27 protein-coding genes and 1 riboswitch are annotated in these 26,349 nt (G+C 60.8%); of the genes, 13 read left to right on the top strand and 14 right to left on the bottom strand.

What is annotated here, in order from left to right; translation table 11 throughout:
• Positions 1–21: 21 nt before the first annotated feature.
• The 14 genes from OXI69_03875 to OXI69_03810 all read right to left on the bottom strand — a co-directional run bounded on the left by OXI69_03875 (position 22) and on the right by OXI69_03810 (position 15,249).
• Positions 22–1,140 (bottom strand): hypothetical protein, encoded by a 1,119-nt coding sequence (locus OXI69_03875; GenBank protein ID MDE2665269.1) that lies wholly within the window; start codon positions 1,138–1,140, stop codon positions 22–24.
• 320 nt (positions 1,141–1,460) lie between these two features.
• Complete coding sequence (locus tag OXI69_03870) at positions 1,461–2,993, bottom strand: methylmalonyl-CoA carboxyltransferase (protein MDE2665268.1); 1,533 nt, start codon at positions 2,991–2,993, stop codon at positions 1,461–1,463.
• Positions 2,994–3,062: 69 nt separating this feature from the next.
• Positions 3,063–4,043 (bottom strand): hypothetical protein, encoded by a 981-nt coding sequence (locus OXI69_03865; GenBank protein MDE2665267.1) that lies wholly within the window; start codon positions 4,041–4,043, stop codon positions 3,063–3,065.
• Positions 4,044–4,528: 485 nt separating this feature from the next.
• Entirely contained in the window at positions 4,529–5,935 is a 1,407-nt protein-coding gene (gene hslU, locus OXI69_03860) for an ATP-dependent protease ATPase subunit HslU (protein ID MDE2665266.1), read from the bottom strand.
• 7 nt (positions 5,936–5,942) lie between these two features.
• Complete coding sequence (gene hslV / locus OXI69_03855; GenBank protein ID MDE2665265.1) at positions 5,943–6,482, bottom strand: ATP-dependent protease subunit HslV; 540 nt, start codon at positions 6,480–6,482, stop codon at positions 5,943–5,945.
• Between the two features lie 11 nt (positions 6,483–6,493).
• A complete protein-coding gene (locus tag OXI69_03850; GenBank protein ID MDE2665264.1) occupies positions 6,494–7,297 on the bottom strand; it encodes a hypothetical protein in 804 nt (267 codons plus the stop codon).
• A gap of 306 nt (positions 7,298–7,603) precedes the next feature.
• Positions 7,604–8,731: a homocitrate synthase gene (gene lysS, locus OXI69_03845; GenBank protein ID MDE2665263.1), complete on the bottom strand. Its 1,128-nt coding sequence runs from the start codon at positions 8,729–8,731 to the stop codon at positions 7,604–7,606.
• An 89-nt stretch (positions 8,732–8,820) separates the two neighbouring features.
• Positions 8,821–9,001: riboswitch (Lysine riboswitch) on the bottom strand.
• Positions 9,002–9,040: 39 nt separating this feature from the next.
• On the bottom strand, positions 9,041–9,451 hold the full coding sequence (locus OXI69_03840) for a F0F1 ATP synthase subunit epsilon (GenBank protein ID MDE2665262.1): 411 nt from the start codon (positions 9,449–9,451) through the stop codon (positions 9,041–9,043).
• A 5-nt stretch (positions 9,452–9,456) separates the two neighbouring features.
• Positions 9,457–10,872 carry a F0F1 ATP synthase subunit beta gene (gene atpD, locus OXI69_03835; protein ID MDE2665261.1) on the bottom strand — a complete coding sequence of 472 codons (1,416 nt, stop codon included), beginning with the start codon at positions 10,870–10,872 and terminating at the stop codon, positions 9,457–9,459.
• Positions 10,873–11,221: 349 nt separating this feature from the next.
• On the bottom strand, positions 11,222–12,079 hold the full coding sequence (gene atpG, locus OXI69_03830) for an ATP synthase F1 subunit gamma (GenBank protein ID MDE2665260.1): 858 nt from the start codon (positions 12,077–12,079) through the stop codon (positions 11,222–11,224).
• 7 nt (positions 12,080–12,086) lie between these two features.
• Complete coding sequence (gene atpA, locus OXI69_03825; protein MDE2665259.1) at positions 12,087–13,625, bottom strand: F0F1 ATP synthase subunit alpha; 1,539 nt, start codon at positions 13,623–13,625, stop codon at positions 12,087–12,089.
• A gap of 22 nt (positions 13,626–13,647) precedes the next feature.
• Complete coding sequence (atpH, locus tag OXI69_03820) at positions 13,648–14,187, bottom strand: ATP synthase F1 subunit delta (GenBank protein ID MDE2665258.1); 540 nt, start codon at positions 14,185–14,187, stop codon at positions 13,648–13,650.
• Positions 14,188–14,219: 32 nt separating this feature from the next.
• On the bottom strand, positions 14,220–14,825 hold the full coding sequence (gene atpF / locus OXI69_03815; GenBank protein ID MDE2665257.1) for a F0F1 ATP synthase subunit B: 606 nt from the start codon (positions 14,823–14,825) through the stop codon (positions 14,220–14,222).
• Position 14,826: 1 nt separating this feature from the next.
• Positions 14,827–15,249 (bottom strand): ATP synthase F0 subunit B, encoded by a 423-nt coding sequence (locus OXI69_03810; GenBank protein ID MDE2665256.1) that lies wholly within the window; start codon positions 15,247–15,249, stop codon positions 14,827–14,829.
• A gap of 195 nt (positions 15,250–15,444) precedes the next feature.
• On the opposite strand from OXI69_03810, the gene mutT reads away from it, so the two are divergent.
• The 13 genes from mutT (at position 15,445) to OXI69_03745 (ending at position 26,307) form a co-directional block, all read left to right on the top strand.
• The gene (gene mutT / locus OXI69_03805; GenBank protein MDE2665255.1) at positions 15,445–15,837 is read left to right on the top strand and encodes an 8-oxo-dGTP diphosphatase MutT; all 393 of its coding nucleotides are present in this window, start codon (positions 15,445–15,447) and stop codon (positions 15,835–15,837) included.
• A 359-nt stretch (positions 15,838–16,196) separates the two neighbouring features.
• Positions 16,197–19,169: a hypothetical protein gene (locus OXI69_03800; protein MDE2665254.1), complete on the top strand. Its 2,973-nt coding sequence runs from the start codon at positions 16,197–16,199 to the stop codon at positions 19,167–19,169.
• A 350-nt stretch (positions 19,170–19,519) separates the two neighbouring features.
• Entirely contained in the window at positions 19,520–20,578 is a 1,059-nt protein-coding gene (locus OXI69_03795) for a hypothetical protein (GenBank protein ID MDE2665253.1), read from the top strand.
• A gap of 481 nt (positions 20,579–21,059) precedes the next feature.
• Positions 21,060–21,380 (top strand): YtxH domain-containing protein, encoded by a 321-nt coding sequence (locus tag OXI69_03790; protein ID MDE2665252.1) that lies wholly within the window; start codon positions 21,060–21,062, stop codon positions 21,378–21,380.
• Positions 21,381–21,451: 71 nt separating this feature from the next.
• Complete coding sequence (locus tag OXI69_03785) at positions 21,452–21,988, top strand: hypothetical protein (GenBank protein ID MDE2665251.1); 537 nt, start codon at positions 21,452–21,454, stop codon at positions 21,986–21,988.
• Entirely contained in the window at positions 21,969–22,259 is a 291-nt protein-coding gene (gene rpsP / locus OXI69_03780) for a 30S ribosomal protein S16 (protein ID MDE2665250.1), read from the top strand. Before OXI69_03785 ends, rpsP begins: the two co-directional genes overlap by 20 nt.
• A 70-nt stretch (positions 22,260–22,329) precedes the next feature.
• On the top strand, positions 22,330–22,560 hold the full coding sequence (locus tag OXI69_03775) for a KH domain-containing protein (GenBank protein ID MDE2665249.1): 231 nt from the start codon (positions 22,330–22,332) through the stop codon (positions 22,558–22,560).
• A 6-nt stretch (positions 22,561–22,566) separates the two neighbouring features.
• The gene (gene rimM / locus OXI69_03770) at positions 22,567–23,088 is read left to right on the top strand and encodes a ribosome maturation factor RimM (protein MDE2665248.1); all 522 of its coding nucleotides are present in this window, start codon (positions 22,567–22,569) and stop codon (positions 23,086–23,088) included.
• Between the two features lie 25 nt (positions 23,089–23,113).
• Positions 23,114–23,911 (top strand): tRNA (guanosine(37)-N1)-methyltransferase TrmD, encoded by a 798-nt coding sequence (gene trmD / locus OXI69_03765; GenBank protein ID MDE2665247.1) that lies wholly within the window; start codon positions 23,114–23,116, stop codon positions 23,909–23,911.
• 18 nt (positions 23,912–23,929) lie between these two features.
• Complete coding sequence (gene rplS, locus OXI69_03760; protein ID MDE2665246.1) at positions 23,930–24,280, top strand: 50S ribosomal protein L19; 351 nt, start codon at positions 23,930–23,932, stop codon at positions 24,278–24,280.
• 187 nt (positions 24,281–24,467) lie between these two features.
• Entirely contained in the window at positions 24,468–25,085 is a 618-nt protein-coding gene (locus OXI69_03755; protein MDE2665245.1) for a ribonuclease HII, read from the top strand.
• A gap of 343 nt (positions 25,086–25,428) precedes the next feature.
• The gene (locus OXI69_03750; GenBank protein ID MDE2665244.1) at positions 25,429–25,680 is read left to right on the top strand and encodes a hypothetical protein; all 252 of its coding nucleotides are present in this window, start codon (positions 25,429–25,431) and stop codon (positions 25,678–25,680) included.
• Positions 25,681–26,307 carry a thiamine phosphate synthase gene (locus OXI69_03745; GenBank protein MDE2665243.1) on the top strand — a complete coding sequence of 209 codons (627 nt, stop codon included), beginning with the start codon at positions 25,681–25,683 and terminating at the stop codon, positions 26,305–26,307.
• Positions 26,308–26,349: the final 42 nt, after the last annotated feature.

Below are 26,349 nucleotides of genomic sequence, written 5' to 3'. Positions count from 1 at the left end.
GGTCGCAGATGGCACGGCTGCTCAAGGGAGCCGGGCAACGAACGCCTCCACCCGCCTTCGGGAGGCGGGGTTCAGAGGGAATTGCCGAGCGAACAGAGGCTCCAGCGATTCCACATCGGAGGCCTTCCCGGCCGGCAGTTTCAGGAAAAAGTTCAGATAGGATCGGTGGACCCCGGGGAATCGGGCCTTCAGATAAAGGTGGCCGGCAAGAAGGGCGGCATTCTTGCGGACCCTCGACTCCATGGAGTCCCGGTTGGAGGGGCTGGAGGAACCGGGAAAGACCGCCAGCGCGTCGGTGGAACGGCGCGTCGTTTCATAGAGCAGCACGAAAAAGGAGTGCATTGCCTCCTGACGGCTCTCCGGCAGTGGGGTCAGAACGTGAAACAGAACCTCGCCGCCCTGTTCCACCGGCACGCCCAGCCCCCTCCCCTTCATCACCGGAGTCAGGAACACCTTGAATTGGGTCACTTCGGACCTGGAAGCCCACGGCTCCAGGATGCTCATGCCCTGTGACTTCCAAAAGCTGGTGAACCACTGCATGCCTTGTTGGTCCCACTCGGTTCGGGCCTCGCGATAAAGCATGTAGAAACGCGAGAGCTCCTCCTCCAGGCAGCCGGCGAACCGCTTGGCAAACGCCCGCTCCTGGGGGGCTTGAAAGTGGTTTCTGAAGACCGGAATCAACCTGCGGCTGTTGCCGAACATCAAGGGTTCCTTCCTGCGTTGGCCCTTGGGGCCGACCGGAACGGTCCGGGTGCGGAAATCGTAGTCGATCAGGGCCAGGGCCTGCTTGAAGGAGGAAAGGTCGTCCGCCAGAAAGGGTGCCTGGATCAGAAAGCGAAGACGGGGGCGTTGCCGGTAAGGCTGCTCCAATGCCGCGGCCTCCCGATCCAGCCGAGTCTCCCCCACCTCCAGGTCGCGCTTGGCCTGGCCCATCCGCCGAACGTAGTCCTCGGAGAAAAGATTGAAGCGGTCCCCCGGAAGGTTGAAGTGGGCCAGGGTGTGGTAGATCACGTCCAGGTTGGGGTCGGAAAGTATCTTTATCCGGCTGGAGTCGAAGGCAAAAAGCGGCCGAAAGCCCCAGACCAGCACGCTCGCCAAGGCCAGAGGCGCCAACAGGCCAAACTTTTTTCCGCGGGTCATCTTCAAGCACCGGCGAGGTTTACCTGAAACAAACGCCTGCGCCTGGTGGCTGGAAACCGGTTCAAAGTCACGCAAGGGCAGATCGTTTTTTGATATGGATGCACAGGATTTTTCTGGAGACGGTGGGCTTGCAGTCCTAAACATCCGCAAGTCCGTACGCGATCATCGCCGGAGTCAGCCTCGTGTGCAGCAGCGTCGCGTCCTGATTATCCTGTGCATCCATGTTCAATTTATAATCCTTCTCGATTGACCTGCCCCACTGCGGGCACGGCTAACCTCTCTCCACCCTTCCCACTTCACACTTCACACTTCAAACTTCACTAAAGAGGAATGTTCCCATGCTTCTTCGGAGGTGTCGTGTCGCGCTTGTTCTCCAGCATCGCCAAGGCGCTGATCAACTTTCGACGGGTTTCACGCGGGCGAATCACCTCGTCGACAAAGCCCCGTCCTGCCGCGACGTAGGGATTGGCGAACTTCTCCCGGAATTCCTCGACCCGCCGAGCCGTTTCCGCCTCCAGATCGGCGGCCGCCGCCAACTCCTTGCGATAGACGATCTTGACGGCGCCCTCGGGGCCCATCACTGCAATCTCGGCAGTGGGATAGGCGAGATTGACGTCGGTACGCAGATGCTTGGAGGCCATCACGCAGTAGGCCCCCCCGTAGGCCTTCCGGGTAATCACCGTGATCTTGGGGACGGTCGCCTCGGCAAAGGCATAGATCAACTTGGCCCCATGCTTGATAATCCCCCCAAATTCCTGCGAGGTCCCGGGAAGAAACCCGGGGACATCCTCAAAGCAGATGAGCGGGATGTTGAAGGCGTCGCAAAACCGGACAAACCGGGCGGCCTTGATGGAAGCGTCGATGTCCAGGCATCCGGCCAGGACCGCCGGCTGGTTGGCCACGATTCCCACCGGACGACCTCCCAACCGGGCAAATCCCACCACGATATTGCGGGCGAAGAGCGCCTGGACTTCCAGGAAGTGTCCGTCATCCGCCACCGCGCCGATGATCTCCTTGACGTCGTAAGGCTGATCGGACTCGGCCGGAATCAGGCTGTCGAGCCTCGCTTCGGAGCGGTCCACGGGATCCCGGGTCTCCTTGCGCGGAGGGCTCTCCATGTTGTTGGAGGGGAGATAGGAGATCAGGTCCCTGATGAAACGGCAGCATTCCCGATCGTCCTCGACGGCGAAATGGGCCACGCCGCTCTGTGAGTTGTGGGTCATGGCCCCCCCAAGCTCTTCCTTCGAGACCTCTTCGTGGGTCACCACCTTGATCACTTCAGGGCCGGTGATGAACATGTAGCTGCTCTGCTTGACCATGACCACGAAATCGGTGATGGCGGGTGAGTAGACGGCTCCCCCGGCGCAGGGACCCATGATGGCCGAGATCTGGGGGACGACCCCCGACGCCAGGGTATTGCGCAGGAAGATGTCGGCATAGCCGGCCAGCGAGACCACGCCCTCCTGGATTCTGGCCCCCCCGGAGTCGTTGAGACCGATGATGGGGGCGCCGGCCTTCATCGCCAACTCCATCACCTTGCAGATCTTGGCCGCGTTGGTCTCCGAAAGGGAACCGCCGAAGACGGTAAAATCCTGGGCAAAAACGTATACCAGCCTCCCGTCGATGCGGCCGTGACCCGAGACCACCCCATCTCCTAGGATCTCCTGGCCCTCCATCCCGAAATCCTGGCAGCGGTGCTTCACGAATTTGTCCATCTCCTGAAAGGACTCCGCGTCCAGCAGGAGATCGATGCGCTCGCGGGCACTCATCTTGCCCGCGGCGTGCTGCCGCTCCAGGCGCTTCTTGCCCCCGCCGGACTCGGCCAGCCGATTGAGTCGCTGAAGATCTTCCAATGGGGACTTCCCGGGAGTGGGGGGTGGATGGGTGGACAAGCGGCGGCTCCCTGGCTTGATCGCAGGCAGCTATTCTAACGTATCGCTTACGACATTCGAATAACTGCTTTGGTTTCCGGCCTGGTCCGCGGCCGTGACCCGATAGGAATAGACAGGACCCTTTTGGAGGTCCCGGTCCTCGTAGGAGGTCCGTTGGGTGGCCGTGGTGGTGAGGGGTTGGAACTCGCCCGGGCCTTGACGCCGGAAAACATGGTAGCCGGCCAGATCGGCTTCGGAGTTGGGAAGCCAGGCCAGGCTCAGGAACTCCCGGCCCGCCACCAGGGTGAGTTGCCGCGGGGGGCCGGGTGGGTACAGGTCCCGGTGGAACAAGGTGGCCTCCTCCGAGTCCCGGCTCTCCACCCGTCCTCGATCGGTTTCCAGCAGCGCACGCACCCGGTAGAGGTAAGTCTTACCCAGACGGGCCGACCCATCCCGGTAGGAGGTCCCGGCTACCGGAGTCGAATTGAGGGGACTCCCGGTGGAACGGCTCTCGGATGAAGTGCGGTAGAGGTTGAATGCCACTCCGGCAGCCACCGGAGATCCATCGATATTGGTGGAGGACGGCGCCCAGGAAACCTCGACAAACGCTTCGGCAGGGTTCAGGCTCGGCCTGCCGGGAGGATGCGGGACCGGCTGCAGCCACAGGGTGGCGATATTGGAAAGCCCCGCCGTCTGCCCCTTCCGATTGAAGACCTTGACGGCATAGCTGAACTCTCCCTCCAACACCTCGGAAAAGTCCCGGCCCTTCAGGCGATCTCGGATGCTCCTATTCTCCTCCCGCCCCCGGGCAGGCTCGGTCTTCAATACCCGCCAGAGATCCAAGTCTCCCGGGGCCGGCCTGGCACCCGCAGCCGAGGAGGGTTCCCGGATCGACCGATAGATCTCGATCGAGGCCAGTGTGGTGGCTGCGCTGCCGTCGGTGTTCAAGTGAGGCAACGTCCAGCTGAGCATCACCTCCGCCCCCTGCTGCCGGGCCGTCAGGTCCGCGATTGGTTGGGGAATACGGATCAACGGAGGCAGCGGCTCTCCAATCTTTCCGCAGGCCGAGGTCAGGAAAAGAAATAGGAGAATACTGCCCAAACGCAGGTTTGGGCCGGAAGATGTAGTTATGGTCATGGGCAGGGACGGGAAAGGCAATGGACGAGGTTAGCTATTTTTGGGAGCGGCGCCCCGCCGACGCCGCCTTGGCGTCCCGGGAAAATCTATCGGAAAATCCTATCCCCGCGGCAGTGTCGTGGTTGAGGGGAGAGCGGCGTAGCCGCGGTTGACGCAGGATGGCCGAGGTGACGTTTCCTACGGGTCTTCCTTATAGAGCAGCGTAGCTGCGGCTTAGGGTAGCCCCGGGCGGAAGCCCGGGGTCGTATGGACCCGGCGCTGTAGCAGCCGCGTAGGCGGCGGATCAGGGGCACCGGTCGCGAACGGAGTGCCCGCCGAAGAGATGCCAAGCACGCTCCTTTTCAACTAAGCCACGACCGAGCCATTCCCCACGGCGCAGCTTAAAGGATGTATCGGGTCAGGTCCTGGTCATCCACGATGGAGGCCAGCATCTTCTGTACGTACTCCTCGTCGATGGTGATGTCTTTCGGTTTCAGATCCGGCCCCTCGAAAGAGATCTCGTCCAGGAGTTTTTCCATGATGGTTTGCAGCCGCCGGGCCCCGATGTTTTCGGTCCGCTCATTGACCAGGGCGGCAAACCCGGCAATGCTGCGGGTCGCTTCCTCGGTGAAGCAGAGCTTGATTCCCTCGGTTTCCATCAGGCCCACGTACTGTTTGATCAGTGCGCTCTTGGGTTCCGTCAGGATGCGCACGAAATCCTCGACGGTGAGCGTATCCAGCTCCACTCGGATGGGGAACCGGCCCTGAAGTTCGGGAATGAGGTCGGACGGCTTGCTGACGTGAAAGGCGCCCGCCGCCACAAACAGGATGTGGTCGGTCCGCACGATGCCATAGCGGGTATTCACCGTAGTCCCTTCCACGATGGGGAGAATATCCCGCTGCACGCCTTCGCGGCTGACATCGGGGCCGTGCCCCCCCTCCCGTCCGGCGATCTTGTCGATCTCGTCGAGGAAGATGATGCCGTTCTGCTCCACCCGGTCCACCGCCAGGCGAGTCACCTGATCCATATCGATCAGTTTCTGCTCCTCCTCCTGAATGAGATGGTCCATGGCGTCGGCAACGGGCATCTTTCGTTTCTTGGTCTTCTGCCCGAAGATGCCCGGCAGAATGTCCTTGACGTTGATGTCCATTTCCTCGATGCCGGAGCTGGAAATGATCTCGAAGGCCGGCAAGCTTCTCTCGCGGGTCTCCACCTCCACCATGCGTTCATCCAGCTTGCCGCCGCGCAACTGTTCCCGAAGCTTCTCCCGAGTCTTGGCGAAGGTCTCCTGAGCCCTTGCCTTTTCCTCGGCAGAGGCTGAATTGCGGGCCGACTGCGGAACGGGGGGAAGCAGCAGGTCGAGAACCCGCTCCTCCGCGTTCTGCTCAGCCTTGTCGGCCACATCCTCCAGCTTTTCCTCTCGCACCAGGTCGATGGCGATTTCCACCAGGTCACGGATCATGGACTCGACGTCACGACCGACGTAACCCACCTCGGTAAACTTGGAGGCTTCCACTTTCAGAAACGGTGAGTTGGCCAGCCTCGACAAGCGCCGGGCAATCTCGGTCTTGCCGACGCCTGTGGAGCCGATCATGATGATATTCTTGGGCACGACCTCCTCGGCCATGTCCTCGGGGAGCTTTTGCCGTCGAATGCGGTTGCGGAGGGCGATGGCCACCGCCCGCTTGGCGGCCTTCTGCCCAACCACATGCTTGTCCAGGTGGGCCACGATCTGCCTGGGAGTCAACTCATCCAACGCTTCCACCTGATCCTCCGATTCCACCGCTCCAGGCAAGTAAATGACCATATTCCCCTCACAGCTCCTCGATGGTCGTCGACGAGTTGGTGTAGATGCAGATGCCGGCGGCAATCTTCAGGGCTTCGGCGGCAATCTCCGCGGCCGACAGTTCGGAGTGCCTGACCAGAGCTTGAGCGGCGGCCAGCGCGATGGGTCCGCCGGAACCGATGGCCGCGATGGCATCGTCTGGCTCAATCAGATCGCCGTTGCCACTGACCAGGAAAATCCGTTCCTTGTCGGCCACTATCAGCAACGCCTGCAGGTGGCGCAGGACCCGGTCGGTCCGCCATTCCTTGGCCAACTCCACGGCCGCCCGGGCCAGATTACCCCGAAACTCCTCCAGCTTGGCCTCGAAACGGGTAAACAAGGCAAAGGCGTCGGCCGTGGACCCGGCAAATCCGGCCAGAACCTGGCCATTGTAGAGGCGGCGGAGCTTCCGGGCGCCCTGCTTGATCACCGTCTCCCCGAGGGTGACCTGGCCATCGGCAGCCAGAGCGGTACGCCCGCTTCTTCGTATGCAAACGACGGTGGTGCCTTTGATCAATGCCGCTCCCATAAATGCCCGCTCTACTTTTTGGAAGGGGATGAAAACAGGGTGTCCGACAGGTCGGCGTTGATCTGCGCAGAGGAAAGCTGTGTCTCCAAGGCCTTGTACCCGTTGGAATTCAAAATGACGGTGAAGGGAATTCTGACACCGTCGATCTCGTGGTAGTTGTGAAAGAACTTCTCGTCTTCGGTGGCCCAGCGCTTGCCGCGGGGAGGGGATTCATACTCCATCCTTACGGGCAGGTGGGTGCTGGAGTTGACGAAGATCCTGACCTTGTCTCCCGAGGTATCCATGATCTGAACCCCGTCCAACTGCTCCAGGTGGGTCCGCGATTTTCCCAGATAGCGTACCTTCAGGCCCTTCTCCCGAAGCCGGAACCTGAGAATGTGGTCCAGGTCGTGCCTCGTGTCGATGCGGTAGTTGCGAAGCTCTTCCTCGGTCTGGGTCTTGACGTTCTTGTACTCGATCTTCCAACCCTGCTCGCCGTCGTTGATGTGGACGATCCGGGCTTTCTTGCCAAACTCCACCCGCCGTTTCCAGGGGGGCGCCACCACCGTGCGAAATTCGTTGGAGCCCCGTAGAACGTCCCGGCGAAACTGGTAGAACTTCCCTTTGCGGACGATGTTTTGGGCCATCAAGTAGGCTTCCCCTCCGAGAGCCTCCACGGTCTTGTTCAGAATCTCCCTGGCTCTTTCCTCCGATCGGCGCAGGAAATCGGATTGCCCCGGCAGCGGACCCGGCGCCGCCAAAAGGAAAAGCACGGCCGTCGCAACCGTGACCCCCGTGCGCCGCAACATCAACATTCGAGATTGCTTAAGACTCATGAAAAAAGTGTAGCCTTTGAAGTGTGAAGTTTGAAGGATGAAGTTTGAAATATGAAGGATGAAGTTTGAAGTTTGAAGGGGGACGGGTGGTCAGTGGAGGGTTTCGGGAACAGGCAAGCACCTGATGAACTGACTGTGCTTGTTTGAATGACTGCGCCGAGACCGACAGGATGCTTTCCGTGTGGATCACATAACTATCCACACGCCACCCTTCAAACTTCACACTTCTAACTTCAAACTTCGCACTCCACTCTCCACCATTCACCCTTCATCCTTCAAACTTCATCCTTCAAACTTCAAACTTCTCTACGCCACCACCCAGCTCCTCAGCAAGTCGTCCAGCCGGCGGGTGGACAGCGGTCCGGCATCGGCCAGGCGCTTGATTTCCAGGGTGATCTCCCGCAGCTCGGCGTCTCCGAAGTGCAGTCCCAGTTCCTGCGCCCGGTTCTGAATGGCGTTCTTGCCGGTCAGACGGTGGCCGATGCTGATGGTTCGCTCCATGCCGAAATCTTGAGGATCGATGGGCTCATAGGCTCCGGGGTTGAGCATGACGGCCTTGGTGTGCATCCCCGCCTTGTGGGTGAAGCTGGTTTCTCCGGTGATGTAGTTGTTGAAAGGAATCTGGATTCCCACGATTTCAGCGACCATCCGGTCCAGGCGATGCAGTTGATCCAACCGGTACTTGGTGACCAGGTCCCGATCGTAGGAGTAGAGTCGGGCAATCAGCCCTCCCAAGGGGGTGATGCCGTTGCGCTCCCCGATTCCCAACACGCTGGTGTCGATATGGGTGGCCCCCGCCTCCAGGGCCGTGAAGCTGTTGGCGATGGCGCAGCCGCTGTCGTTGTGTCCGTGAAACTCGATGTCGGCCTTGAGGCGCTTCTTCAGTTCCGACACCAGGATATAGAGCTGACGGGGGGTGGCCACGCCCACGGTGTCGGCCAGTCCGACCCGGTCCACGCCGAGTTCGTCCACGGCCTGGTAGACCCTGAGCAGGTCCTCTTCTTCGCTTCTAAAAGTATCTTCGCTGGAAAACCGGACCTCGCAGCCCGACTGCTTGATAAAGTCGATCACCACTCGAGCGCTTTCGATGATCTCGTCAATCGTCTTGCCATGGCTGAAACGGCGCAGATAGGAGGAGGTGCCAAAAAGGATGTCGACGCCGTCCACCCCGGTGGCCACCGCCTTGCGCGCGTCGTCCATGTGGCAGCGAGTGTGGGTCAGGATCTTGCAGTTCAAGCCCAGGCCGGCGATGGTCTTGCAGTCCTCGAAGGACTGGGGAGAAGCCGCCGGTGACGTCAGCTCGATGTACTCCACCCCGAACGCGTCCAGCGCCCTGGCGATCCGGATCTTCTCCTCGATGGTGTAATGGGCCTTGGCGAACTGCTCGCCTTCCCGAAGCGTGGAGTCGATCACCGAGAAGGATTGAATGGACATGAACAGACCTCTTTCCGTGAATATCCGGCAGCGGGCCAAAAAAAAGGTGAGAGCGCCGCTCTCACCGATGTCCCAGCTCACTGGCTCGTCATCCTGATAGCGCTCCACCCGCGTTCTGCCGGGTGACAGTTGAAGGATTCTTCATCCCTTCAACCAACCCTTCGACGGCCATCGCCAAAGGGTTTCGGCGGCGTCCCCTTTCCCGCGGGTTCGTCGATGCTGGCCACCTCCCCCACGCTACTCTTGGCCCGCCGCTCCTCTATCGCCTTGTCCTACCCTCTCCATTGTATGGCAAAAACAGCAAATGTCTCAGGCTTTTTGGCTCACCTGCACCCGAATCAGGGCCCGCTGCAGGCTGGTTCCGGCCCTGAGGAAATCGGTGTCGGGATCCTGCAGGTTCGACAGCCGCTTCCGGGCCCGCTCCATGGAGGCCTGGGCCCGCTCCCGATCCACTTCCTCGGCCCGCTCGGCCCGTTCGGCCAGGACGATCACCTGGTCGGACAATACCTCGCAATAGCCCCAGGTCACTGCCAGGTAGCTGGTGCGATCCCCCTGGCGATAGGACAGCTCGCCGATATCCAACTCCGTCATCATGGGGGCATGGCCGGGCAGAATGCCCAGGTAGCCGTTCTTGCCCGGGACCTGGGCTTCCTCCACCTCCTCGGAGAGAACCAGGCGTTCGGGGGAGACCACCGAGAGCTTGAAGGTCGAGTCCGCCATGGGAATCAGGCCGCCTTCCGGGCCTTTTCGGCCTTTTCCAGTGCTTCGTCGATGCCGCCCACCATGTAGAAGGCCTGTTCCGGCACCTCGTCGTGGCGGCCGTCCACGATTTCCTGGAAGCCTCGGATGGTTTCGCCTACCGGTACGTACTTCCCTTCCAACCCGGTAAACTGGGTAGCCACGAAGAAGGGCTGAGAGAGAAAGCGTTGAATCTTTCTGGCCCGGGAGACCGTCAACTTGTCTTCCTCGGAAAGCTCGTCGATGCCCAGGATCGCGATAATGTCCTGCAGATCCTTGTACTTCTGCAGGATGAGCTTGACGTCTCTGGCGGTGTTGTAGTGCTCGTCCCCGATGATGCGGGGATCCAGGATGCGCGAGGTGGAATCCAGCGGATCCACGGCCGGGTAGATCCCCAGCTCGGCAATCGAGCGGGAGAGGTTGGTGGTGGCGTCCAGGTGGGCGAAGGCCGTGGCCGGGGCCGGATCGGTATAGTCGTCGGCCGGCACGTAGATGGCCTGAACCGAGGTGATGGAGCCTTTCTTGGTCGAGGTGATGCGCTCCTGCAGCTCGCCCATCTCGGTCGCCAGGTTGGGCTGGTAGCCCACGGCCGAGGGCATGCGGCCCAGCAGGGCCGAGACTTCCGAGCCCGCCTGGGTAAACCGGAAGATGTTGTCGATGAAGAGGAGAACGTCCTGCCCCTCCTCGTCCCGAAAGTATTCGGCCACGGTCAGGCCGGTCAACCCCACCCTCAGCCGGGCTCCGGGCGGCTCGGTCATCTGGCCGTAGACCAGCGCCGCCTTGTCGATGACTCCGGACTCGGTCATTTCCAGCCAGAGGTCGTTGCCCTCGCGGGTGCGTTCTCCAACCCCCGAGAACACCGAGAAACCGCCGTGCTTGGTGGCGATGTTGTTGATCAGCTCCTGGATGATGACCGTCTTCCCCACGCCCGCTCCGCCGAACAGCCCGATCTTGCCGCCCCGGAGGTAGGGCTCCAGCAGGTCCACCACCTTGATGCCGGTCTCGAACATCTCCAGGTTGGTATCCTGATCGTCGAAGAGGGGGGCCGGCCGATGAATGGGATAGCTCTGGGAGGCGCCGATGGGTCCCTTCTCGTCGACGGGTTCTCCAATGACGTTCACGATGCGTCCCAGCATCTCCCGGCCCACCGGAACCGAGATGGGAGCCCCGGTATCGATGGCCTTCATGCCTCGCACCATGCCGTCGGTGGGCTGCATCGAGACCGCACGCACCCGACTCTCTCCCAGGTGCTGCTGCACCTCGGCAATCACATCGATGGGATCGGGAACGTCAAAACCCTCGCTGGTGATTCGGACGGCGGAGTAGATGGGGGGCAGCTTCTGCTCCTCGAAAGCCACGTCCACAACCGGACCGATCACCTGAACCACACGGCCAATGTTCATCGCTTGTCTCCCTTCCTGGAATTGGGGCCATCTCCAAGCCGTAGCTCCACCAGGCCCTGATTCCCTTCAGCTCGTGAATTTCGGATTGCAGAATTGAGGCAATACCCGTTGTCCTTACCCTCATTCAACAATCACAAGAGCCCTTTGCAAAATTCGGCAGCGGGACGTTTATCGGTAATGGCCACAAAAGGCACAAAAAAAATTATTTGTGCTTTTTGTGGTTAGACAGCATTTTTCACCAGGTCGCACCCGATATTGAAAAAGGCAGAACCTCAGGTTTACCGGCAAGATGTCCTGCCCCGCTGCGAATCTTGCAAAAACCTCAGAAATCAAAAATCAACAATTCACTCTAGGTCAGAGCGGCGGCGCCGCTCACCACCTCGATAATCTCCTTGGTAATTCCCGCCTGGCGAGCCCGGTTCATGGTGAGGGTCAGCGACTCGATCATCTCCACCGCGTTGTTGGTGGCGGCGTCCATGGCGGTCATCCGGGCGCCGTGCTCGGCCGCGGAAGACTCCAGCAGGGCCCGAAAGACCTGGACTTCGACATGCCTGGGCATAAGGGTGTTGAGAATCACGGCCGCGGGCTGCTCGTAGATGTAGTCGACCGGACTCTGCTCCGGAGACAGCGCGATCGGCGGAATGGGCAGCAGCCGCTCCACCGCGATCCGCTGCTGGATGACCGACTTGAACTCGTTGTAGAGCAGGTAGACGGCGTCGCGCTCTCCGGACAGGAACTGGGAAACCAGCTTGCCGGTGATCTGGCGGGCGTGGGCGTACTCGACCCGTTGAAAGAGGTTGACCTGCCGGTGCCGGATGGGGGTGGTGCGTTTGCCGAAGTATTCCAGGCCCTTGCGCCCGACGCAGAACAGGTCGAGCGAACGGTCGCCCTTTTCCCGGATGAATCCTTCCGCCGCCTTCACGATGTTGGCGTTGAAGGCGCCGCACAGCCCCTTGTCGGCGGTGACCACCACCAACTGAATGCTCTTTTCCTCCCGCTCTTCCAGAAGGGGATGCCGCCGGATCTCGGAGCGGGCCATCAGGCTCCTGACCACCTCGAGGATTTGGCCGGCGTAGGGCCGGGCTCTCAAGATGGCCTCCTGGGCTCTCCTCAGCTTGGCGGCGGAGACCATCTTCATGGCCTTGGTGATCTGCTGGGTGTTGCGGACCGAGCGAATGCGGCGCCGGATGTCCAGGACGTTGGGCATGTTCCCCTCAGGCAGCGCTCGAACCCGGCTGCGTCTTTTCGGCAGCGAATTTCCGGCCGAACTCATCCAGGACAGTCTCGAGTTCCGCCCTCAGCGAATCGTCGAGCTGCCCCTGCTCCAGAATCCTGGCTCCCAGGGAGGGATGGTGGGTGTCCAGAAAATGGTAGAGCGCCTCCTCGAAGGCCCCGCAGTCGGCAACCTCCAGGGAATCGAGATAGCCGTTGGTGGCGGCGTAGATTGTGATGACCTGCTTGTCAACCGGCAGGGGTGCGTACTGGCCCTGCTTCAGCACCTCGACCAATCGCTGCCCGCGGTTGAGCTGGGCCTGCGATGCCTTGTCGAGGTCGCTTCCGAACTGGGCGAAAGCCGCCAGCTCGCGGTATTGGGCCAGTTCCAGCCGCAAGGTCCCCGCGATCTGGCGCATGGCCTTGATCTGAGCGCTGCCTCCCACGCGGGAGACCGACAGCCCCACGTTGATGGCAGGCCGGATGCCCGAGTGAAAGAGGTCGGCTTCCAGGTAGATCTGTCCATCGGTGATCGAAATCACGTTGGTGGGGATGTAGGCGGAAACGTCTCCGGCCTGGGTCTCGATAATCGGCAGGGCCGTCAGTGACCCGCCTCCCTGAGAATCGTTCAGCTTGGCCGCCCGCTCCAGCAGGCGGGAGTGCAGGTAGAAGACGTCGCCCGGATAAGCCTCCCGGCCCGGCGGGCGCCGCAGCAGCAGCGAGATCTCCCGGTAGGCGGCCGCGTGCTTGGAGAGGTCGTCGTAGATGCAGACCGTGTGCCGCCCGCTGTCGCGGAAATATTCACCGATGGCGCAGCCGGCGTAGGGGGCCAGGTACTGCAGGGGAGCCGGCTCGGAGGCGGAGGCCGACACCACGATGGTGTAGTCCATGGCGTCGTTGTCCACCAGGGTCTGAACCACCTGGGCGATGGTGGAGCGCTTCTGGCCGATGGCCACGTAGATGCAGATGACGTCGCCGTCCTTCTGATTGATGATCGTGTCCACGGCCACGGCCGTCTTTCCGGTCTGGCGGTCGCCGATAATGAGCTCCCGCTGCCCCCGTCCGATGGGGATCATGGAGTCGATGGATTTGAGCCCCGTCTGCAAGGGCTGCTTGACGGGCTCGCGGTCCACGATTCCCGGCGCGATGCGCTCGACCGGATTGAGACGATCGGTTGGAATGGGCCCCTTGCCGTCGACCGGCTGCCCCAGGGGATCCACCACACGGCCGACCATGGCTTCTCCCACCGGAACCGCCATGATCTTCCTGGTCCGCTTCACCAGGTCGCCTTCCTTGATTTCGGAAGCCTCTCCCAGCAGCACCGAGCCTACCTGGTCCTCCTCCAGGTTGAGCGCCATGCCGGAAATCCCGTGGGGGAACTCCAACAGCTCGCTGTACATCACTTTTTCCAGGCCGTGGATCCGGGCGATGCCGTCCCCGACCGAAATGACCGTTCCCACTTCGCTGACCACCGGACCCGCGTCGAACTCCTCGATCTGCGCCCGAATGATCTGACTGATCTCTTCCGCCTTGATTCCCATCGGGTTCTCTCCCTGGCTCAGTTCAACCCTGCGTGCTGAGACGCTCCCTCATCTGCTGCAACTGCTGTCGAACCGAACCGTCGTAGATGGTGTCGCCCACACGCGCGATGACTCCACCCAGGATATGCGGGTCGGTGCGGAAGTGGAGCTGGACCCGCTTGCCGCTGAGCTGCTCCAGGACCCGTGTCAACTGGTCCCGAAGCGGCTGGCCGATCTGGGTCGAGGTGGTCACCCCGACTTCCACGATCCCCAGGCGATCCCGGACCCCCCGCCGAAACGCTTCCAGCATCTCCTTGAAATGACCCATCCGGTCGCGCTCGACCAGGACGTGAATGAAATTGCCGGTCGTCTTGCAGAAATCCAGCCTGGCAAGCAGTTGCCTCGTGGCGGCCTTTTTTCTGACCGCGCTGATGGCGGGGTCCTCGTAAAATGCCGACAGTTCCCGATTGCCATCGAGCAACCGCCCGAACTGCTCCAACTCCCGCTCAACCGCCTCGTGCCGGCCGAGCTTGAAACTGACGTCCGCCAGCGCCCTGGCATACCGATTGGCAATGGTCGCCATCCCGCAACCCCAAGTGCTTCGCCCGCGCCCAGTCAGGACCGGGTTTCCTTCAGAGAACGAACAAACCTGGAAATAATGTGTTGGTTCTGGCTCGGCTCCAGGTCCCCTCGCAGCCGTTCCTCCGCCAGATCGACCGCCAACCGGGCCACGTGAGCCTTGAGCTCCGCTTGCGCCGAACGCTGCAACACCTCGATTTCCCTTCTGGCCATGGCCACGATTCTTTCCGCCTCGGCCCGGGAACTGTCGATGACGCGCTGCCTCTCCTCCTCGGACTCACGGGCCGCCTGCTGCTTCAAGCCGTCGATCTCTTCGTCCAGGCGAGCCAGTTTAGACTCGATTGCGGACGTTTTTGCCTCGGCTTCCTCCTGGGCCCGCTTGCCGCTGGCGAGCCCCTCTTCAATACCCCGAGCCCTCGCTTGGAGAAACTCCCGCAGCGGCCGTCGCAAATAGTAGGCCAGTCCCCCGAAGAGGAGAACGAAGTTTCCCCACTTCCAGACGCTCGAAAGAGGGCTGCCGTGATCGTCGCCCGCGGCGGCGGCGTCACCGCCCGATGCCGCTGCCCCGGGAACCGGCAGAACCAGACAGAAAGCAAGCGACACCCCTGTCAGAGCGATGAGAAAAGATCCTGGCGAGGACAACCTAGCGCAGGATCGCCTTAACGATTCCATCTGCGAATTTGGTCAAGTCGGATTCCAGGTCGTTCTTGGCGGAAGCAACCTGGTTTTGCAGTTCGTCTCGGGTAGACTGGATGAGTCCCTCCGCCTCCTGACGTCCCCTGGCCAGAATTCCGGCTCTCTGGTCGAGGGCTTCCGAGCGAAGGGTCTCCTGTTGACGGTAGATCTTCTGGCGGGCAGCGTTCAATTGGTCTTGATAAATGCGAGACTTCTCCTCGAATTCGCCAAGCCTGTCGTTGGCTTTTCGCTGCGCACCATGAATCGCCGCCTCCCGATCCTCCAATATCTTGTTGATGGGATTGAAAAATGATCGTTTTAAGATGAAATAGAGGGACAGGACCAGCAGAATAACCACTAGCACCGACAGATCTGGCTGCACCAATTCCATATTTCAGCGATTCGCGACCTCATCCCGGCAACGGCCGGGAACATACCAGATTCCGAGTCCGTTTTACGGCTGCCACCGGAAGCCGAAAAAGCATGAGAAAATTATCACAAACTGGGATTCCGGTCAAGGTCCCTTTTACCTCAAACCATCGCCTCTGAAGAGCATAGGGGAACCCGCCGCAAGGCCCTCCGTCCCGTGAAACCCACTGTCGAAGTCGCTGCCGCCATTCTCTTCCGGGAAGGGCGCCTGCTCATTACCCAGAGGCTGCCGGGCTCCCATCTTTCCGGGCTGTGGGAACTTCCTGGCGGCAAGCGCAAGCAGGAGGAATCCATCCGGGAATGCCTGGTCCGCGAACTACGGGAGGAACTCAACATTGAGGTGGTTGCAGGAGAGTTGTTCGAAACCATTGAATACGACTATCCGGAGAAAACCGTTTGCCTGAAATTCTTCAAGTGCCGTTACGTCGGTGGCGAAATTCAGGCTTTGGGATGCCAACGCTTCGCATGGGTGACTCCCGATGATCTCGGGAACTACCGCTTCCCTCCGGCCAACGAATCCCTGATGATAAAGCTCCGGTCCGGCGGATGAGTCGGGGGAGACAAGTTGTTGTGACAGGGAGAGGTGGTTGGTTCCGGAATGATGGACCTGATTCGCCACTTTAGCGGCTGCGGCGGCATCGGATTCATTGAGCCCTGGAGCGCCGGTCCGGGATCGCTCCCCACCGCATCAGCCTTCGCCATTCGGCTCGGCGGAGCCGGCAGACGAGCCGCAGGGGGGGCAACGCGGCGCTCCGTGAGTGTGTGTCGGCGGTCTTGGGCGGCGTCTCCTCCCCACAACATCCGGCACGGACGATCGCGACCGAGCCGTCAGGTTTAACCGAATTCCCGCTAAACTATTGACAATCCGATGTTAGTTGGTGGATACTAGCCTGTTTGGTGGAGAATTGCGTGCGAAAACGAGCTGCCTTGATCTTGGATTTCAGCAACCTCAATCGATTCTGTTTGCGGAACTCGGGGACCCTTCTTGCCCTGGCTTTGCTCAGCCTGGCCTCTTCCCCGCCAGCCGTTCTGGGGGAGGAGAAGAAGGCTGCGGCGCAACCTGCCGCCGCGACCTCGGCTCCGCGGACCATTGCCGGGCTGGGTCCCCTCGAGCCCGTGGGGTCGGCATCCCCGGCTCCAGCCGTTCCCGTCGAGCTGCGGAGGGCCATTCGTGAATACCGGGCCCAGATCCAACGGATCACGCTGGATTACCCCGGCGGCGAGAAGGGCAACGGTTCCCGGCGCATCTCGCGGGATTACCGCGGCAACCTCTACCATTACTTTCGCAACGACGCGCTGGATGCCCTGCCCCACGAGGTCCGGCAGGCCAACGGGACCAAGTCGATATTGCGGCGGAATCAGTTCGGTTTCAACCTGACCGGACCGGTCACGGTTCCGGGGCTCTACGACGGCAGGGGGCAGACCTTCTTCTCCATCGTCTACGAGGGCACCCGGGAAAGGATCTCGCGACCCTTTTTGGGAGACGTACTAACGCCACTGCAACGTTCGGGAGACTTTTCCGACCTGGTCGACAACGCCGGTCGCCCGGTCCAGATCTACGACCCGGCCACCACCCGGCCCAACCCCGAATACGATCCCGGCCAACCGGTGTCCTTGTCCAATCTGCAGTACCTGCGCGACCCCTTTCCGGGGAACCGCATCCCGGCCCAGCGGCTGGACCCGGTCGCCCTGAAAGCCCTGACCTACTATCCCCATCCCAACACCAGCGTCGGCCCATTCCTGCGGAACAATTTTTTTACCAACGCGGCCGAAACCAACACGCCCAACGGAACGGCCTGGAAGCTTGACCACGATGTCGGAACCAGGCACAAGCTCACCTGGAACGGCCGCTTCTCCAGCGGGATCGACGGCTCTTCCCCGATTTTCGACAACCCGGCCAACCCGCGCAGGCCCCAGCGCCGTGTCGGCTCCCGGAGTGGACGGTTCAGCCACACCTTCAGCGTCTCGCCCCGAGTGGTCAACCAGTTCTCCTTGTGGGCGCGGCATCGATCCCTGGCCAGTGCCCAGGAAAATATCTACCGGACCCATTTCCCGGAACAGCTCGGGATCAGCGGACTGGGAAGCGGCGCCTTTCCTCGATTCAGCCTGGGCCGCTTTGTCGATATCGGCACCCGACCCGGGGCGTTGGCCCGTTACCAGATTGCCGACTATTCTCTGTCTGAAGCAATCAGCCTGCGCTACAACAAACACAATCTGAAGCTGCACGGCAAGGCCTACCGGCGACAGTTGAACAGCTTTCGCTCCCGGTACCCTTCGGGCCGATTCGATTTTTCCGGCGAACTGACAGGGCTGCCGGGCATCAACAACACGGGAAGCCCCGCCGCCCAGTTCCTGCTGGGGATGCCCGACCGTGCCGAGCAGTCGATGGTATTGCACCCCACCTACCTGCGATCCGAGCAGTATGAGGTGGGAGTCACTGACGAATATCAGATCACTCCCAAACTCACCTGGACATTTCGGTTGAATTTGGAATTCGACGCGGCGCCTCGCGAAAAATTCGACCGGCACTCCAGCTTGGATTTCGAGGGTCTGAACCCAGAGAACGGGCGACCGGGGATCCTGGTTTTCGCGGGCCGGGATGGCCAGCCAAGATCCTTTTTGCCTAACCAGCTCAATTGGGAACCTGGAGTCGCCGTCGCGGTGAGCCCCTGGGGGGATCGCAGGACGGTCATACGCGCCAACTACGGGCTTTATTCCGGTTCCCTCCCACTGGACCCGACCCACCTGGGCACCTTGGGGTTTAACGCCTCGCCGCTCCTCACTTCGCCCAACCGGCAGTTGGAGCCGGTAATGCTGCTCCGGCAAGGATTCCCTCAGGTGGCCAACCCGCCGGACCTCACTTCGACTGCCGCCAACCACCAGGATGCCGCATACTTCGAGCCCGATGCCGAAACGCCCGAAGTCCACGAGTGGCGGCTCGAAGTCGAGAGAGACTTTTCCGATTTCGCAGTGCGTGTGGGCTACTTCGGGGAACGCGGGACTCATCTCCCCATGGGTAACGACGTGAATCTCAACCCGCTGCCCCCTTCCGCCCTGCAGTTCCGGGACCAACTGAACGACCTGGACTTCAGACAGTCGCTGCGACCCTTTCCCCAGTATCGCCGCATCGCCCATGGGTACGGCTACCCTGCCGGATCGAACGCCATCCATCGTGGGGTGCTCCGGGTCGACAAGCGGCTTTCCAGGGGTCTCAGCTTCACCGGCTCATACTCCTATTCCAAGGCCATCGACAACCTGCTGAAAGGCAAGCCTCCCCAGAATTCGACCAACCTGCAAGCCGAAAAGTCGCTTTCCTCCAACGACAGAACCCACCGCTTGCGAGCCAGTTATCTCTATGAGCTGCCCTTCGGCGAAGGCCGCCGTTTCTCCAGCTCCCGTAATTGGATCAACGCCCTGGGGCGAGGATGGACCATGAGCGGCATGAGCATCTTCCAGAGCGGCACTCCGATTCAGCTGAGACCGCTGTTCAACAACACCGGCGGAGTCGCCGAATCCTTGAGGGTCAATCTGGTGCCCGGGGTCGATCCCCACCTGGAGGATCGCTCGCCGTGGCGTTGGTTCAATCCTTTGGCCTTCGAGCAGCCGGCCGACTTCACCCTGGGAAATGGGTCGCGCTATCATCCAACCTTGCGGAACCCCAGCTTCTGGAACCTCGACATGTCCCTGAGCAAGCGGTTGCCGGTGAGCGAGGACTGGACGTTGGAGCTGATCGGCGAGGCCTTCAACGCCCTCAACCACGCCAACCTCAACCGGCCCGACACCTTCATCGGGTCCCACGAAAATCCCAACAGCAACGCCGGCAGGATCATCGGCTCCCGCGGCGGACGCATCGTCCAGCTTGGACTCCGTTTGAGTTTCTAGCCACAGTGCTCGCCGGGTCGCCGGGCTCCCGAGGAAAGTGCAGGGAGCGAGGTAGGTGATGGGCGTGATTTTGGAGAGTTGGTGCGCACGGGAAGGGCGCATCCGATTCGCCGCGTACGCGGCTGCGGCTGTGCAGGTTTCACACCACCCCGGGGCCCTGCCTCCGCCCGCGGAAGGACGCCGACTTGGCAGCCAAACGCAAACCGTCACATGCTCCGTCAGGTTCGCCCAGCAGGCGACCCTGAGCCGCAGCTATGCTGCTCTCCCCTGACCCACAACGCTGCCGCGGGACAGGATTATTCAAAGGGATCAACTCCGGGCGCAGGCCGGGGGTTTCAATAAGCCGCAAAGTGCCAAAGACCAATACTTTCGAAGCCAGTGCCCAGCTCTGCGGCGAGAAATGCGGGCTGGTACCTTCCAGAGGCATTCGATCAGCCAAATGGCTGGCGGTACTGGGGCTTTGCCTCCTGCTGTCGCCCTCCGGCCTGCCTGTCGAAAAGACTCCCGGCGCCGACGGCATTCGCTTTTGTATTCCCTTCTGGATATTGAAAGACGGAGCCCCGGTTCAACCGCGGATGGGCCGCGAGGACCTCTCCATCTTCGCCGGTCCGGAGCCCTTGCAGATTACTCGGCAGGAGCAACCGGGCACCCCTACCTTTCTCTTTCTGGCCTTCGACCTGGTCGAAGATCAGGCTCCCATAAACGCCGCCAAGCAGTCACTGGCCCAAGAGGTCAGGAAGTTGGGACCGGAGTACTGGGTGGGGCTCATCGGAGTTCAGGAAACCCTCTCGGTGATCCAGGATCCGACCAAGGACAAACGGCTCCTGTTGAAGAAAATCCGACAGAGTCGTCAGTTCGGCAAGGCCGGCCTTCTCGAATCCATCCAGGCATTGGCCGACTTCTCCTCTGCCCTGATGCGCAAGAGCAGTGTCCGGGTGGCCGTCATTCTGGTCACCGACAGCGATGTGGCCAACTACAGAACCGAATACAGCAACCCCCCAATCAACCGCAGCGACCGCAGGGACCTCAGCCGCCGCTTTGAAGGCCGGGCGCTGCAGGATGAGATCTCTCGCCTGTCGACGGCCATGGTGCGTTTCCCCATCCCCCTGCTGGTGGTGCACGTGGATCCCGGGAGAGACTCGCTCAACCGCACTTACCAGGACGGCCTGGTGCAGGTGACCGGCGCCGCAGGGGGCCGGCTCTTCCTTTCCAAGTCCACAGGGGATATTCCCCGCACTCTCCAGGAAGCCTTTGAATGGGCAGACAGTTTCTATGCGGTTGAATTCGAAGTCCCTCCGAGGCCCAGCGGCTTGTTCGAGATCGAGGCCAGGCTCGGCGCCACGCTTTCCCCCACCATGCGGTTGACCCATCCGGCCCGGCTTTTCTTTCCCTCCGACGCCCAGCCTTGACCGATTGGTTCCGGGGAACGAACGCGCTTAGCCCGGCCCCTCGCCCTGGACGACGGAGCCGATCATACACGGTAGGCGCTTGCAAGATTCGGCAGCGGGACCCTTGCCGGCAATGGCCACAAAAGGCACAAAAAGAGCAGAACGAAATCAGATAATCCATTTTGTGACTTTTGTGCTTTTTGTGGTGAACCCGTATTGCTCACAAAGTGGCACCCGATAATTGAAAGTGGCAGAACATCACCTGTGCCGGCAAAAGAACTTGCCCGCTACGAATATTGCAAAAAGTTCCCTCAATAACGGCGAACCACGAATAGACACGAAGATTGAGGGGCAACCTTGGCTTTCTCCAACCCCTTAGTGGCCCTGGTGGATAACTCTTTTTGGCCAGTGTTTGGCTCACAAAGGACCCGGAGACTGTGCTAAACTCAAGCTATCCGGTAACACCTCTCAGCAGGACCCGACAGGAGGAGGTAACACGTTAATGGGAGAAGGCACAGGCCGCGGTTCAAAACTGGCTTACTTCCTGGTTGGCGGCGGCATCGGGGCAATCGTAGCTCTGCTGTTTGCGCCCCGCACCGGCCGGGAAACCCGGGATATCATCTCTCAGCGGACGGCCGACAGCCGGGAACGGGTCGCCTCGGCAACCCGCGTCACTTCCGAGAAGGTGACCGATTATCTGGACAAGGGCCTTGATAAAGGCAGGGAAGCCGTCAGCACCCAAAAAGACCAGATTTCCGCAGCCATCGCGGCCGGCAAGCAGGCCTATCAGGAAGAAAAGGGCAAGTCTGAGGCGGAGTCCTAGAGGCGGGGGGCTGCGGAACCGATGTCCGGCCCTGACCGGCTGACCGCATCGTCAAAACCCGGAGAAGCACCGTGGAGAATCTAGTCGGCGGAAATCTGGAAAATCTGGTCGGTGTGCTGCTGATCCTGGTGGCGGTCTTCATCTGCCTCCAGTTGGGAACCATGTTCGTGCTCATGGCTGCGGTTCGCAAAATGGGGGGGAACCTCGATCGGATGCGCGCCATGGTGGAACAACAGGGAACCCCGGCCATCAAGGAGCTTCGCGAGGTTCTTGGCGAGGTCAAGGACATTCTGCGTAGCGCCCGGACAGCCACCGAAAACCTGACGGGAGTCACGGAAGCGGTGCGGAGCCAGATTCGGGACGTCAACTCCGTAATCGAGGAGACCACCAATCGGGCCCGCCTGCAGATTTCCAAGGCCGACGAAGTGGTCACCCACGCCATCAAGAGAATGGAAGCCACTTCGAAGGTTGTCCAGGAAAGCATCCTGACTCCCATCGGGGAGTTGTCGGCACTGATACGCGGGTTGTCGGGCGGGCTTAACGCCCTGTTCGGCCGCAAGCGCAACCCGGTGAATGAAGTCCACCAGGATGAGGAGATGTTCATCTGACCTGATTTCAATTTGTTGCTGCAAGGAGGAAGACGCATTGTTGACCATTAGACTGGCCCGTACCGGAAAGAAGAAACATCCTTCCTTCCGGATTGTCGTCCTGGAGAAGTCCAAACGGCGTGACGGCAGGTATATCGACCAACTCGGGCATTACAATCCCAAGACCGATCCAGCTTCCATTCATCTGGACAAGGAGAAATATGACTTCTGGGTAGCCAGGGGAGCGCAGCCTACCGATACCGTCAAGAGCTTCCTCGGCAAGATCGGGTAATCCACGGCATCTCCCTTTTACCTGAAGTGGTGGTTCTACGAGTCGACCAGGATTCACCAAGGAGGTAGCCATGAAGGAGCTGATCGAAGAGATAGCGAAGGCATTGGTGGACCATCCGGACCAGGTCGTGGTGAAACCGATCGAGGGCGAGCAGACTACTGTTCTCGAGTTGAGGGTGGCTCCCAGCGATCTGGGGAAAGTGATCGGCAAGCAGGGGAGAACGGCCCGTTCCATTCGTACCATCCTGGGAGCAGCAGGCATGAAACTCAAGAAACGGTTCACACTCGAGATCCTGGAGTAGAACCATTTGTCGCGCAACCGGCTCGTAAGCGTTGCCAAGGTGATCAAGCCCCAGGGCAACAAGGGTGAGGTGGCCGCCGAGCTGCTCACCGATTACCCCCAGAGATTTCACCATCTCCAGAAAGTCTACCTGCAGAAGAACGACCACTGCCCTTTCCCCCTGGACCTGGAAGCATTCCGGTTCCACAGGCAGCGCATCATCCTGAAATTTTCCGGCATCGACGATATCGGGACCGCCGAAGGTCTGCGCGGCCACGAAGTGAGAATCGATCGCGAAAACCTCCTGGACCTGCCCCATGGAACCTACTATCAGTTCGACCTGGTAGGCTGCATTGCCAAAGACAGCCGGGGCCACATTCTTGGCAGAGTCACCGAGGTGCTCGAAGTTGGAGGCAATTTCCTGCTCAACTTGAGGCGGGACCAAAAGGAGCTGTTGGTTCCCTTTGCCAAGGACATCGTCCGGAGGGTAGACCTGTCCAAAAAGGAGCTGATCTGCGAGCTCCCTCCAGGGCTCGAGGATCTCCCATAAGAACGTCCCGAGGATTCTGCAACCGGTGTCCGGAACGACTCCCCTCCGATTCGATATCATCACCATCTTTCCAGAGTTCTTCCAGGGACCGTTCGAATTCGGCATGGTCAGGCAGGCTCTCAAGAAAAACCTGATTTCGATCGCGATTCACAACCTCCGTGACCACACCAGTGACCGCCACCGGACGGTCGACGACAGGCCCTTCGGGGGAGGAGAGGGCATGGTCCTCAAGCCGGAGCCTCTCTTCCGGGCCGTCGGCAGCATCGCTTCCCAAGACCTCTCCTTCCCGGCCTGCAGGATCGTCCTGCTCTCGGCCCAGGGCCGCAGGCTGACCCAGGACACGGTCCGGGAATTGACTGACTGCCGGCACCTCATCCTGATTTGCGGCCGCTACGAAGGCGTGGACGAACGAGTCACCGACCACCTGGTCACCGATGAAGTCTCCATTGGCGATTTTGTTCTGAGCGGCGGCGAACTGGCCGCCTGCGTGCTGATCGACTGCATCGTGAGAATGGTTCCAGGCGTGCTGCACAACTATCGCAGCAACCTCAATGAATCCTTTTCCCGCCCCTCGGCGGCCACCCATCCGGGCGATCGCATCCTGGAACCCGCAATCCTGGACCATCCTCAATACACCCGTCCGGAAAACTTCCAGGGCCTGGACGTCCCCCCTCTTTTGCTATCCGGAGACCATCGAAAAATCAGACTCTGGAGACGAAGGAAGGCCCTAGAAAAGACTTTGAGAAACCGCCCCGATCTACTAGAATACGGCTGCTTGTCGGAAGCGGATAAACGCTTGCTGAAAACGGAATTCGAGGGGTAACCCGTTTCCCCGGATTGTCTGATGCATTCCTTGAGCGAGTTGGAACAGAGCCGGTTGCGCACCGACCACCCCGATTTCAGGGTGGGAGACACGGTCCGGGTGCACGTAAAGATCAGGGAAGGCGAGAAAGAACGGGTGCAGGTGTTCGAAGGGGCTGTGATCGCCAGGAAGGACGGCGACCTCCGGTCTTCCTTTACCGTCAGAAAGACATCGTTCGGGCAGGGAGTGGAACGAATCTTTCCCTTGCACTCCCCCATCATCGACAAAATCGAGCGGGTTCGAAAAGGTCGCGTGCGGAGAGCCAAGCTCTACTACCTCCGTAGCCGTCGAGGAAAAGCAGCCAAAATCAAGGAACTCAGAGACTATTGAACCGGAGCGATCCCGCCGGCAGGGAGTTCGGAGGATTTCCCCGGAGCCTGCGGACAATCCAGGTTTATTCTGCGAGGCACTCCTGCCGCTTGCATCCACCCGCCCCACCCGACACAGCCAACCCACCCACTGCAATCTAGAATTCGAAGTCCACGCCCAAAACCGAGGATTCCTCAGGATCGCCGGGTTGGACGAGGTGGGCCGCGGAGCCTTGTTCGGCCCCGTTTGTGCCGGCGCAGTGATCATGAACCCCCAGCGCATTCCCTCTGGCATCAACGACTCCAAGACACTGAGTCCCCGGCAAAGGTCGAAACTGGCCGATGACATCCGAGAGGCGGCTGAAGCGTCAGCGGTGGCCTTCGTGGACGCATCCACCATCGATCGGATCAACATCCTGGAAGCAACCCGCAGAGCCATGGTCCTGGCTGTCGAAAAGCTGGAAACAAGGCCGGACTTTCTGCTGAGCGACGGCGATATGGTCGTGCCCATTCCCTTGCCCCAGCAGTCCATCGTGGGAGGAGACCGGCGCTCCCTCTCTATCGCGGCCGCCTCGATCCTGGCCAAGGTCGCCAGGGACCGCTTGATCGTGAACCTGGACGCGCGGTACCCGGGGTATGACCTGAGAAACAACATGGGGTACGGCACCCGGAAGCATCGGGAAGCCCTGATGCGGCTGGGACCGACTCCTCTCCACCGAGCCAGCTTTCGGGGCGTCTGTGGTCTGAATTCAGCGGATCCGGGCTCCGGAGTCGACCCGGAAGAAGGAACTTACTTGAAACAAACGCTGCGTCTCAGGAAGCCGTAGCTTTGCGGCGTCACATATGCCCCCCTCCGCATCAGCCTTCGCCTGCGGCTCGGCTTCGGTGAGACAAGGGCTCCGCCCGCAGTCGAACCGGAGGGGGGCAATCGCGGCGTTGCGGGAGCGCCAGCCCGCAGTCGAACCGGAGGGGGGCAATCGCGGCGTTGCGGGAGCGCCAGCCCGCAGTCGAACCGGAGGGGGGCAATCGCGGCGTTGCGGGAGCGCCAGCCCGCAGTCGAGCCGGAGGGGGCAATCGCGGCGTCCCTCGAGCCGGAGGGGGTCCTTGTACCCGACCGGCCATGAAGTATCCGTTGTTTCACAGTGAATGATCCGTACCGCAGGGCGGGGCATGGCTAACAAGATCCTGGTTATCGTCTTTATATTCTTTTGCTTCGAGCTCGGCCTCTTCCTCGTGATCTTCCCCTGGACACCCTATTGGGAACGCAATCTCTTTCTCCACTACCTCCCCTTGATGAAGCAACTGGTGATCAGCAACTATTTTCGGGGGGCCGTGTCCGGTTTGGGAATTGTCGACATCGGCATCGGCCTGTGGGAGGCCATTCACTTCAAGGCAACCCTGGCCCAGCTCAACGCCAAATAGATGGCATGGACCTACTGCATCACGGACCGCAAGACCTTAGAGGTCCCCATTCTTCAACAGATTCGTCAAGTCATCCGCGCGGGAGTCGATTTTCTTCAGATTCGGGAAAAGGACCTGCCCGCTCGGGAACTGTACCGGCTCGCCCTGCAGGCGCGGGTCATGGCTCGGGGCGGAAACACCAGGATCCTGATCAATGACCGCTTGGACATCGCGCTGGCGGCAGACCTGGACGGGGTCCACCTGGCGCAGGCCTCCCTGCCGGCCGATGCTGTTCGGAGCCGGGTTTCGAAAAGGGGATTTCTGATCGGAGTCTCCACCCACAACCATTTGGAAGTGGACGAAGCCCTCCGCCAGGGAGCCGACTTCCTGGTTTTCGGCCCCGTGTTCGCAACCCCTTCCAAACGAAAATACGGATCTCCGGTAACACCGTCGGCCTTGGGAGAGGCCGTCCGGCAATCGAACCGACCGATTTTCGCACTGGGGGGGATCGATCTTCACAACTACCTGGACTGTCTCAAGCAGGGTGCTGCAGGGATTGCCGGCATTCGGCTTTTTCAGCGGCCCGAACCCGGTCTCAGCAGGCTGGTTTCGGCCATATCATCGCGCAGGGCAGCCCCCTCCGGTTGAGCAGGACAATGCTCGATCCGTGGGGGCAGTTCCTGCTGAAGG

It is taken from the genome of Acidobacteriota bacterium (genome assembly GCA_028875575.1).
Lineage (GTDB): Bacteria > Acidobacteriota > Terriglobia > Versatilivoradales > Versatilivoraceae > Versatilivorator.
Note: the sequence above shows the minus strand (reverse complement) of the source record. Positions and strands in the feature narration are given on the sequence as shown.

Bases quoted from the DNA above. Each gene is read 5' to 3' on its own strand.
- OXI69_03875 (MDE2665269.1), bottom strand. From the start codon at position 1,140: ATGACCCGCGGAAAAAAGTTTGGCCTGTTGGCGCCTCTGGCCTTGGCG.
- hslU (MDE2665266.1), bottom strand. From the start codon at position 5,935: ATGGTCATTTACTTGCCTGGAGCGGTGGAATCGGAGGATCAGGTGGAA.
- hslV (MDE2665265.1), bottom strand. From the start codon at position 6,482: ATGGGAGCGGCATTGATCAAAGGCACCACCGTCGTTTGCATACGAAGA.
- OXI69_03850 (MDE2665264.1), bottom strand. From the start codon at position 7,297: ATGAGTCTTAAGCAATCTCGAATGTTGATGTTGCGGCGCACGGGGGTC.
- lysS (MDE2665263.1), bottom strand. From the start codon at position 8,731: ATGTCCATTCAATCCTTCTCGGTGATCGACTCCACGCTTCGGGAAGGC.
- OXI69_03840 (MDE2665262.1), bottom strand. From the start codon at position 9,451: ATGGCGGACTCGACCTTCAAGCTCTCGGTGGTCTCCCCCGAACGCCTG.
- atpD (MDE2665261.1), bottom strand. From the start codon at position 10,872: ATGAACATTGGCCGTGTGGTTCAGGTGATCGGTCCGGTTGTGGACGTG.
- atpG (MDE2665260.1), bottom strand. From the start codon at position 12,079: ATGCCCAACGTCCTGGACATCCGGCGCCGCATTCGCTCGGTCCGCAAC.
- atpA (MDE2665259.1), bottom strand. From the start codon at position 13,625: ATGGGAATCAAGGCGGAAGAGATCAGTCAGATCATTCGGGCGCAGATC.
- atpH (MDE2665258.1), bottom strand. From the start codon at position 14,187: ATGGCGACCATTGCCAATCGGTATGCCAGGGCGCTGGCGGACGTCAGT.
- OXI69_03810 (MDE2665256.1), bottom strand. From the start codon at position 15,249: ATGGAATTGGTGCAGCCAGATCTGTCGGTGCTAGTGGTTATTCTGCTG.
- OXI69_03790 (MDE2665252.1), top strand. From the start codon at position 21,060: ATGGGAGAAGGCACAGGCCGCGGTTCAAAACTGGCTTACTTCCTGGTT.
- rpsP (MDE2665250.1), top strand. From the start codon at position 21,969: ATGAGGAGATGTTCATCTGACCTGATTTCAATTTGTTGCTGCAAGGAG.
- OXI69_03775 (MDE2665249.1), top strand. From the start codon at position 22,330: ATGAAGGAGCTGATCGAAGAGATAGCGAAGGCATTGGTGGACCATCCG.
- OXI69_03750 (MDE2665244.1), top strand. From the start codon at position 25,429: ATGGCTAACAAGATCCTGGTTATCGTCTTTATATTCTTTTGCTTCGAG.
- OXI69_03745 (MDE2665243.1), top strand. From the start codon at position 25,681: ATGGCATGGACCTACTGCATCACGGACCGCAAGACCTTAGAGGTCCCC.